Raw genomic sequence first — 9,540 nt, forward strand, 5'->3', positions numbered from 1 at the left:
ATCAGCCTCTTCAATTCCGGCTGGACGATTTCGTCTATCGCGGCATTACTCTCAAAGGGATTGCCGGCCGCCGTATGTACGGCGACTGGGCTGTCGGCAAGGGGCTGCTCCAGAGCGGCCTGTCCCTGGAGCCTGTTGTCACGCACGTGCTTCCCATGGATCAGTATGAGCAGGGACTGCAGCTTATGCGGACGGGACAATGCTGCAAGTGCGTCCTGACTGTGCCCTAAAGCGATGGGCTAGTACCATTCTCCCCACATATGCCGGTCGCCCACAGGCCGTTGTCCGTCTGCAGCAGAATCAACCCTGTCTCTCTGCCCGATATGTCAGAAAGAATTGCGCATCAGCTTCTTGTCTGCCTGCAGGTCGGCCAGACGGCCTATGGACTCCCTGTGATGACGTATACTTCCGGCCTCAGTATATGTATGACTCTGCATTTGCGGTACAGACAAAAAAACGACGCCCTTTTGGCATCATAGCCAAAGGGCGTCGTCGTATTATATGGCAATAGGTGTCGTAGCGGTCACGATAGTTGCGCCGCCGTCTGTCGTTTTGGTAGGGAGAACCGATTCCGTGTTTCCTGTAAAACCGGTGTCTGTAGGAATGCGTTTATACGGCAGCTTTTCCATAATGTCATCCATAGCCGGAATGAGTATTTCATAAGGGTCGTTCAGGATCGATGCAGAGTCCCGGTCCCAGCCGCGGGAGCTGTAGCGTTTCAGCGTGTCCGTTTTGGCATCATAGGCATAGACGGTCAGGTTATAGGCGCACTCCGTAATGAGCTCGTCGTCATTGCGGAAAAACAGGGTATACTGCCGCCAGTACCACCTATGTACGACTGGCGTGACGACGATGTCGGCATTGTACTTCTGGGCCAGACTGCGCATGGATTCCCGGGAGATGGTGCCTTCTGTGCTTCGTTCTTCTGGCTGCAGGCGATCCCAGTAAGGGATGCGGAAGGGCTCTATCAGGCGCTGCATCATGTACTGGGCCGGTGCTGTCTGCTGGGCCGGCGGTACGACGAGGACAGTGCGCATATGGTCAAAGCGGGGGCCTGCTGCAGCGGCAGACGATATCATGGCGCACAGGATCACGAGGAGACAGACGATTTTTTTCACGGAACATTCCTCCTATCAGAAATTGCCGTTATCGTTCAGACAGGGACGTGTATTGTCTTCATAGGGAATATACTTATCCAGCACGGCAATCATGGCGTCTTTGTCATCAGGCAGGTTGCCGCCGACAGGGACGAGGTTGGATACATGGTTGCTGCGGAAGATACATGGTTTGGTCATGTCCGTGTGCTGCAGGATCATGCGCAGTTCTTCCAGAAATCCCCGGGCCGTAAGGGGAGTGAACTTGCCTAATACGACGTCCTGATACAGCGGTGCATCGCTGGGAATGAGGAGAGTCAGAGCGCTGAGCATGGTCGGATTAATGGCCGATACGACTTCTGCCGTATGGAGTGCATGTTCTCTGGTCAGTTCCTGGCCGCCCAGGCCGAGGATAATCATGACCGACAGTTTCATGCCTGCAGCCAGGGCTTTCTTGCCGGCTTCTGTTGTCAGGGCCGCTGTCGTCCCTTTTTTGACGCGGCGCAGGACTTCGTCGTCCCCGCTTTCAACGCCCATGTAGAGGATGTCCAGGCCGGCTTCTTTCAGCTGGCGCAGTTCTTCCGGCGTCTTGCGGATCAGGTCGGCCGGCGTGGCGTAGGCGCCGATGCGGTTCAGGCTGGGAAATGTGCTGTAACATTTGTGCAGGATGTGCAGCAAATCTTCTGTCTTCAGCACCAGGGCATCGCCGTCGGCCAGGAAGACGCGGCGAATAAAAGGATATGCCGCAGCGCCTCGTTCAATAATCCCGTCGATTTCATCGAGGGGGCGGATGCGGAATTTGGAAGCTTTGTACATGGTACAGAATGTACATGTGTTATGAGAACAGCCGATAGTCACGCGGAGAATGAAACTGCGTGCTTCGCTGGGCGGCCGGAATACGAGGCCTTCTGCATTATCAATCATCATGGTGTATCACCTTTCCTTTCACCTTCTATTATACACAATGATGCAAGAGGTAGGGACCCTGGATGCTCTGCAGTGCAGAGATGGCCAGGACTGGCCAGAGACGTCCATGGAAATCTGGCGGCCAGAACTTTATAATCTATGGCATAGAGCTGGATATACCGGTGATTCTCCAGAAGATAATACGTTGTACGTGTTAAAAGTTTTAAGTTAAACCTTTAACTGCGACAAGAAAATGCGATAAAATAATAAAAATACTATTGACTTTATGCCTGGAACCTTATATAATAAGGCTCAACAAATACAAACAGTGTTGATTGGGAATAGTAATATTGCAGGGACATCACAGAGAACCTGTTCATGGCTGAGAGACAGGATGAAAGTGCAGTATGAAGTCGCCCAGGAGCAGCTGCCTGAACGCGGAGAGTCAGTAGGCGCAGCCGGCAGGCAACCGTTATCTTGCCAGGCATTAAACGGGAATATCCTGGAGATGCCGTAAAGGGGCCGGATTTTCCGGCAATGAGAGTGGTACCGCAGAGTAAACGCTTTGTCTCTTACAGAAGAGATAAAGCGTTTTTTTTCGCCAATCAGACCGTTTGCCTATTTGTTATATCGTTCAGGTTATGTTAGAAAGGGGTTTTTCCTATGATGAATGTCATTGGCAAGTTGAGTGGTTTTGTTGGCAAGTATTTGACGTACATCGTATTTCTCGTCGTCATCTGGGCGTATTTCATGCCCAGTGCCTTTGTGTGGGCCGTGCCGCATACGGTGCTGCTTCTGGGCATTATCATGTTCGGCATGGGCATGACCCTCCATGCATCGGATTTTAAGCTCGTCGTTCAGCGGCCCAGAGAAGTGCTCATCGGCTGTGTTGCCCATTATACGATTATGCCGGCTCTGGCCTATGGCCTGGTATTGGCTCTGCACATGCCGCCGGAAATTGCTGTAGGCATGATTCTTCTCGGGTCCTGTCCCAGCGGCACGGCGTCTAATGTCATGAGTTTCCTGGCAAAAGGCGATGTTCCTCTGGCCGTTTCCATTACGACTGTTTCGACTCTCCTGGCGCCGATTATGATGCCTTTCATCGTCTGGGCCCTGGCTGGCCAGTGGGTAGAAGTATCATTCGTAGCTATGGCCATTACGGTTATGAAGGTTATTCTCGTGCCGCTGGCAGCAGGTCTCTTGGTTCATCGCTTCATGGGCGAAGCCCATATTGCTTCGCTCTCGAAAGTACTGGTTCTCGTATCGGCAGCAGTCGTTCTGCTCATTGTTGGCGGCGTTATTGCTGTGAATGGTGCAAAGATTCTGGATTTAGGCATTTTTGTTGTCGTCATGGTTCTGCTTCACAATCTGGGCGGTTTTGCCGTCGGTTATTTCGTAACGGGCAAGCTGGGATTGGGCCAGCGGCAGCGTCATTCCGTTACGCTGGAAGTAGGTATGCAGAACGATGCCCTGGCTATTTCCCTGGTATCGGTCTTCTTTGCTCCTGCTGTAGCCATTCCGGCAGCAGTTGGCGCAGCGATTCATCAGATTACGGGTTCTGTCCTGGCCGGTATTTTTGCCCGCAACATGGACCGAATCGAACGGCGGAAGGAAGCTATAGAAGCAGTGACGGCCAAACATGCCGCCGTTCCTACGCAGCATTGAGAGAAACGGAATATAGAATAACATACGGACTATACCAACAGGAGGATGCCTTACACGAAGGCATCCTCCTGTTGCGTTCCTGTCAGCCAGGATATGGTTCTGACTGGCTGTGCCGCCTGTGCCGGGACGGCAGATGGGCAGTTACTTTTTATGAGCTGATGGTTTCTGGGTGACAATGATAAATACAGTTGCAAGAATGGCAATGAAGCCGATAATTTCAGGAAGTGCAAAGGACGTACCCAGACAGACTGCAGCGATAATGGATGCCGTCACTGGCTCGAGGGTGCCAATGAGGGTTGCGTGCATGGGGCCGATAAGGCGAATGCCCTGGACGAAGCAGGTAAAGGAAACGACCGTGCCGCCGACGATAATATAGGCTACAGACAGCCAGCCTGCCAGATCCAGCAGCGGCGTCAGCGTCCAGAGCTGAAAACTGACGAAGAGGATGATGCCGCCGAGAAACATGGCTATAGCATTGACGGCTATGGCCCCCCAGCGACAGGCCAGTCCATGAGATAATACGGGGTATGTTACGGCCCCCAGGGCACCCATAAGTCCCCAGAACAGACCAGCCGGCGACAGAGACATAGCAGCCGGATTGCCGTTGGTAGCGACGAGATATACACCGAAAAAGGCCAGAAATACGGAAATTACTTCGCGGCGCGACGGCAGGCTGCGGGAACGAATGGCCATATAAGCAGACATCATGACGACGCAGAGGGTCTGCAGGACTGTTGCCGTACCGGCGTTGGAGTATTGAATGGCCGTCAAATACGCGTACTGACACAGGAGCAGGCCAAATACGGAAAGAAGAAGAAGTTGGCGAATACTGACGGAATCGCCAAGCATACCGGTCAGCCTGTCCCGCTGGGATGACAGGCAAAGGAGCAACAGGAGGAGTCCGGCGCCGATCATACGGATAGCTGTAAGCCATGACGAATTGACGACGTAATGGGTAAATACAAACTGGCTGACTACACCGTTGATGCCCCATGTAAGAGCGCCGGCGACACAGTACAGTATGCCGTGGTACTGAGATGATGAAGTCATAGAAACGCCTCTTTTCATGAATGTGATAGCGTATTCTACCATATATGGAGGCCTGCTGTAAATAAAAAAACAAGGCCAGTCATCGTGGACTGACCTTGCTGCAGAATATGGGGTATTATTTTTTTTGCTTGCCGTGTTTCTTTTCAAAGGCAATCATATGGGCTTCTGCATCGTCGTGGCCTTCGGCTTTGGCTTCGGCAATGAGCGCAACCATTTCTTCGTAGGCTTCCGGAATGACTTTGGTAATATGGGTAATCGTGTCATCCCAGTTTTCCAGGAGCATGTGGCCCAGATTGCTGTCTGTATAGGCAACGTGCTTTTCCAGCATGGATTTGACGAAGTTCTGTTCTTCCGGATCGGTTACGTCTTCCAGTTTGACCAGGTCGGTGTTGCATTTACCCGGTTCCAGGTTGTACACATAGGCAATGCCGCCGGACATGCCAGCTGCAAAGTTACGGCCCGTATGTCCGAGGATGAGGACGCGACCGCCGGTCATGTATTCACAGCCGTGGTTGCCGACCCCTTCGACGACGGCATTGACGCCGCTGTTGCGGACGCAGAACCGTTCGCCGGCCATGCCGTTGATGTAGGCTTCGCCGCTCGTTGCGCCGTAGAAGGCAACGTTGCCGATGATGATATTGTCTTCAGCCGGGAAAATCGATTCCAACGGCGGATATACGATGATTTTGCCGCCAGACAGGCCTTTGCCGACGTAGTCATTGGCATCGCCTTCGAGAGCCAGGGTCAGGCCCTGGGGAATGAAGGCGCCGAAACTCTGACCGGCAGAGCCGACGAAAGACAACTTGATCGTGTCTTCTGCCAGACCTTTTTCGCCATAGCGCTTGGTAATTTCACTGCCCAGCAGGGTCCCTGTGACGCGGTCTGTGTTCTTGATGCGCAGACGGGCGCGGATGTGTTTCTGATTTTCCAGAGCCGGCCGGCACATGCGGACCAGTTTGGCCATATCCAGGGTAGAATTGATCTGGTGATCCTGCTTCTTCGTGCAGTGATGGCCAATGCTGGCATCTGTATAAGGACGGAAGAGAAGGTTCTTCAGGTTGACCGTAGCAGCTTTCCAGTTCTGCAGGTGTGCCTTCTGTTTCAGGCAGTCGTAGCGGCCTACCATTTCATCAATGGTATGGAAGCCGAGACGGGCCATGATTTCGCGCAGATCCTGAGCGACAAAGCGCATGAAGTTGATAATGTATTCCGGCTTGCCTTTAAACCGCTTGCGCAGTTTTTCGTCCTGTGTACATACGCCGTACGGGCAGGTATTGAGATGGCAGACGCGGAGCATATGGCAACCAATAGCCAGGAGCGGTGCCGTGCCGAACCCAAAGGCTTCGGCGCCGAACAGGGCGGCAATGGCTACGTCTCGGCCGGTCAGCATCTTGCCGTCTACTTCCAGAGTGACGCGGTCACGGAGCTTGTTGAGAAGCAAGGTCTGCTGGACTTCAGACAGGCCGATTTCCCAGGGCAGGCCGGCATGGCGAAGGCTCGTACGGGGAGATGCGCCTGTGCCGCCGTCGTAGCCGCTGACGACGATGTCGTCGGCTTTGGCCTTGACGACGCCGGCAGCAATGGTGCCGATGCCGGCACCGGCAGTCAGCTTGACGCCGACAGTAGCCTTGCGGTTGGCATTTTTCAGGTCAAAAATCAGTTCTGCCAGATCTTCAATGGAGTAAATATCGTGATGAGGCGGCGGGGAAATGAGAGCGACGCCAGTCGTGGCATGACGGGTCTTGGCAATATCCGGATAGACTTTGCTGCCCGGCAGATGGCCCCCTTCGCCAGGTTTTGCCCCCTGCGAACACTTGATCTGCAGTTCATCGGCGTGAATGAGATAGTTGCTGGTAACGCCGAACCGGGCCGATGCGACCTGCTTGATTTTGTCATTCGATTCCGTGTTGTACCGGTCAGCTGTTTCGCCGCCTTCGCCGGTGTTGCTCATGCTGCCCAGGCGGTTCATGGCCGTGGCAATACATTCATGGGCTTCCTTGCTGAGGGCGCCGTAGCTCATGGCACCGGTGCGGAACCGCTTGACAATGGAGTCTACCGGTTCGACTTCTTCAATAGGAATGCTGCACCCTGCGGGATATTCGAAGTCCAGCAGGTCGCGGAGACGGAAAATAGAAGCCTTGTTGACGTGTTCGGCATATTTCTTGTATACGTCGTAATTGTTTTCCGTGCAGGCTTTCTGCAGGAGCTGTACTGTTTCAGGATCGATAATATGGGGCTGGCCGCCTTTATGATACTGATAGAAGTCGCCTCGTTCCAGTTTGTCGTCCGTGCCGTATGCCGACTGATGGCGCAGGGCGTTTTCCTGGGCAATTTCCTTGATGCCTACGCCTTCGATGCGGGACGGCGTATTGCAGAAATATTTATTAATGACTTCCTGCTTGATGCCGACAGCTTCAAAAATCTGGGCACCGTGGTAGCTGTGGACTGTGGAAATGCCCATTTTGGACATGACAGCCAGAATGCCGTTTACCGATGCTTTGATATAGTTGGCTTTGGCCGTTTCGTAATCCATTTTGTTCAGCTTCCGCTTGGCAATCAGTTCCTTAATGGATTCAAGGGCAATGTACGGGTTAATAGCCGTAATGCCGTACCCGATTAAGGTACAGAAATGATGGACTTCCCGCGGTTCCCCTGATTCGAGGATGAGGCCCACGTCAGAGCGGACGGCTTTGCTGATAAGGTAGTGGTGAAGTGCTGCCGAAGCCAGCAGGGCCGGAATGGCAGCCATGCGGGAGTTGACGCCGCGGTCCGACAGGACGAGAATATTGGCGCCGTTCTTGATGGCTTTCAGTGCATCGATGCACAGCGATTCAATAGCCGTTTCCATGCCGTCAGCACCGCTGTTGACGGGGTAGAGCATGGACAGTGTTGCCGTGCGCAGTTTCTGGGTCAGCAGGGATTTGATGACGGCCATCTGTTCGTTGGTCAGAATTGGCGTCTTCAGGTACAGTGCTGCTGTTGTCGCTTCGTTGGGGTCCATAATATTGGCGACGTTGCCGGCCATGACTGCCGTAGACATGACGATGTTTTCCCGGACGCCGTCAATAGCCGGATTGGTTACCTGAGCGAAGTTTTCCTGGAAATAATCGTACAGAAGCTGCGGTTTGTCGTTGAGGACGGCCAGGGGCACGTCGACGCCCATGGAATCGATGGCGTGCTTGCCGTCACGGGCCATGGGCAGAATGATCTTGTCCATGTCTTCCTGCGTATAGCCGAAGACCTTTTCCTGTTCTTTCAGGTCATAAGGAATAATCGTATCGCTGACGGCAATGTTCTGTGTGGACATGAGGTCGTCCAGGTGCACGATATGTTCTTTGTACCATTCGTGGTACGGATGTTCCGTCGCAATTTGATGCTTGATTTCGTCGTCGCTGATAATGCGCTGTGCCTTCGTGTCGACGAGGAGCATCTTGCCTGGCTGCAGACGGCCTTTATACAGAATATTTTCCTGAGGAATATTGACGACGCCTACTTCTGAGCTGGCAATGACGCAGTCGTTGCGGGTAACGTAGTACCGGGCCGGGCGAAGGCCGTTGCGGTCCAGCATGCCGCCGATGACAATGCCGTCACAGAAGCCGATGGCTGCCGGGCCGTCCCACGGTTCGAGCATGAAGTTATGGTACCGGTAGAAATCCCGCTTTTCTTCGCTCATAAGGGGATCCCGTTCCCATGGTTCCGGAATCATCATCATCATGGCGTGCGCCAGGGAATGGCCGGTCATGTACAGGTATTCCAGACAGTTGTCAAACATGGACGAGTCACTGCCTGTGGCGTCGACGACAGGGAATACTTTTTCCATATCCGGGAAGAATTCTGATTTCGACTTGCCTTCCCGGGCATTGAGCCAGTTAATATTGCCCTGAATGGTGTTAATTTCCCCGTTGTGGACGATGTAACGGTTCGGATGGGCCCGGGCCCAGCTGGGGAAGGTATTGGTACTGAACCGGGAGTGAACGAGGGCCATAGCCGTCGTAAAGTCCAGGTCAGACAGGTCCAGATAGAAATGACGGAGCTGCATGGATGTGAGCATGCCCTTGTAGACGATGGTCCGGGACGACAGGCTGGCAATGTAAAAATCTGTGCCCTGTTCCTGGCTGGCCGGAACGATGGCTTTTTCTGCCAGTTTGCGGATGACATACAGTTTCCGTTCAAAGTCCATCTGACTGCCCGTGTCAGCACTCTTTTTGATGAAGACCTGCAGAAAATGGGGACGAATGGTCTTGGCAATGCTGCCGATGAGGCTTTCGTCGACCGGGACATCACGCCAGCCGAGAATGGACAGGCCTTCACTGCGGACAATGTCTTCAAAGGCTTCCATCTGCTTTTTGCGGAAGCTTTCGTAGCGGTGGGCAAAGATCATGCCTACGCCGTATTCGCCTTCGTCAGGCAGAGAGAAGCCGAGAACTTCACATTCACGGCAGAAAAACTGGTGCGGTATCTGTACGAGGATGCCGGCGCCGTCGCCGCTCTGGGCATCGGCCCCTTCTGCACCGCGGTGCTTCAGGTTTTCCAGGATCGTCAGGGCATTATCGATGATTTCATAGGATTTCTTTCCCTTTATGTTGACAACGAAACCGATGCCGCAGGCGTCGTGTTCGAAGGACGGATCATACAGTCCCTGCGGTTCCGGCAGGTCGCGCATTTTTTTATACATACTGGTACTACCTCCTTTTAGATATGAAAAAACGAGCCGATACCGTACATACGCCGGGCGGAAGGCTCGTATTCAGGCGTGTATATCATTATAAACAATTCATGCATTGAATGCAACAACTTACAGCAAATTTTACGACATGAATATTAA

Annotated in this window: 5 protein-coding genes, 1 pseudogene and 1 other annotated feature; of the genes and pseudogenes, 2 read left to right on the plus strand and 4 right to left on the minus strand. The window is 53.2% G+C overall.

Features of this window, described 5'->3' with window-relative positions:
- A pseudogene (locus Q3886_RS06025) lies at window positions 1-230 on the plus strand (hypothetical protein); the annotation flags it as partial.
- Window positions 231-497: 267 nt separating this feature from the next.
- On the opposite strand, the gene Q3886_RS06030 reads toward Q3886_RS06025, so the two are convergent.
- The gene (locus tag Q3886_RS06030; protein ID WP_301860300.1) at window positions 498-1,118 is read right to left on the minus strand and encodes a hypothetical protein; all 621 of its coding nucleotides are present in this window, start codon (window positions 1,116-1,118) and stop codon (window positions 498-500) included.
- Between the two features lie 15 nt (window positions 1,119-1,133).
- The gene (locus Q3886_RS06035; protein WP_301860301.1) at window positions 1,134-2,021 is read right to left on the minus strand and encodes a radical SAM protein; all 888 of its coding nucleotides are present in this window, start codon (window positions 2,019-2,021) and stop codon (window positions 1,134-1,136) included.
- Between the two features lie 301 nt (window positions 2,022-2,322).
- Window positions 2,323-2,576: a binding site (T-box leader), on the plus strand.
- A gap of 87 nt (window positions 2,577-2,663) precedes the next feature.
- Between Q3886_RS06035 and Q3886_RS06040 the strand changes: the two genes are divergently transcribed.
- Complete coding sequence (locus tag Q3886_RS06040; RefSeq protein WP_301860302.1) at window positions 2,664-3,665, plus strand: bile acid:sodium symporter family protein; 1,002 nt, start codon at window positions 2,664-2,666, stop codon at window positions 3,663-3,665.
- A gap of 141 nt (window positions 3,666-3,806) precedes the next feature.
- Here the strand turns inward: Q3886_RS06040 and Q3886_RS06045 are convergent, their stop codons facing one another.
- Both Q3886_RS06045 and gltB read right to left on the minus strand, forming a co-directional pair.
- On the minus strand, window positions 3,807-4,715 hold the full coding sequence (locus Q3886_RS06045) for a DMT family transporter (RefSeq protein ID WP_301860303.1): 909 nt from the start codon (window positions 4,713-4,715) through the stop codon (window positions 3,807-3,809).
- A gap of 115 nt (window positions 4,716-4,830) precedes the next feature.
- Window positions 4,831-9,390 carry a glutamate synthase large subunit gene (gene gltB / locus Q3886_RS06050; RefSeq protein ID WP_301860304.1) on the minus strand — a complete coding sequence of 1,520 codons (4,560 nt, stop codon included), beginning with the start codon at window positions 9,388-9,390 and terminating at the stop codon, window positions 4,831-4,833.
- Window positions 9,391-9,540: the final 150 nt, after the last annotated feature.

The organism is uncultured Megasphaera sp., from assembly GCF_958350005.1.
Classification (GTDB): domain Bacteria; phylum Bacillota; class Negativicutes; order Veillonellales; family Megasphaeraceae; genus Megasphaera.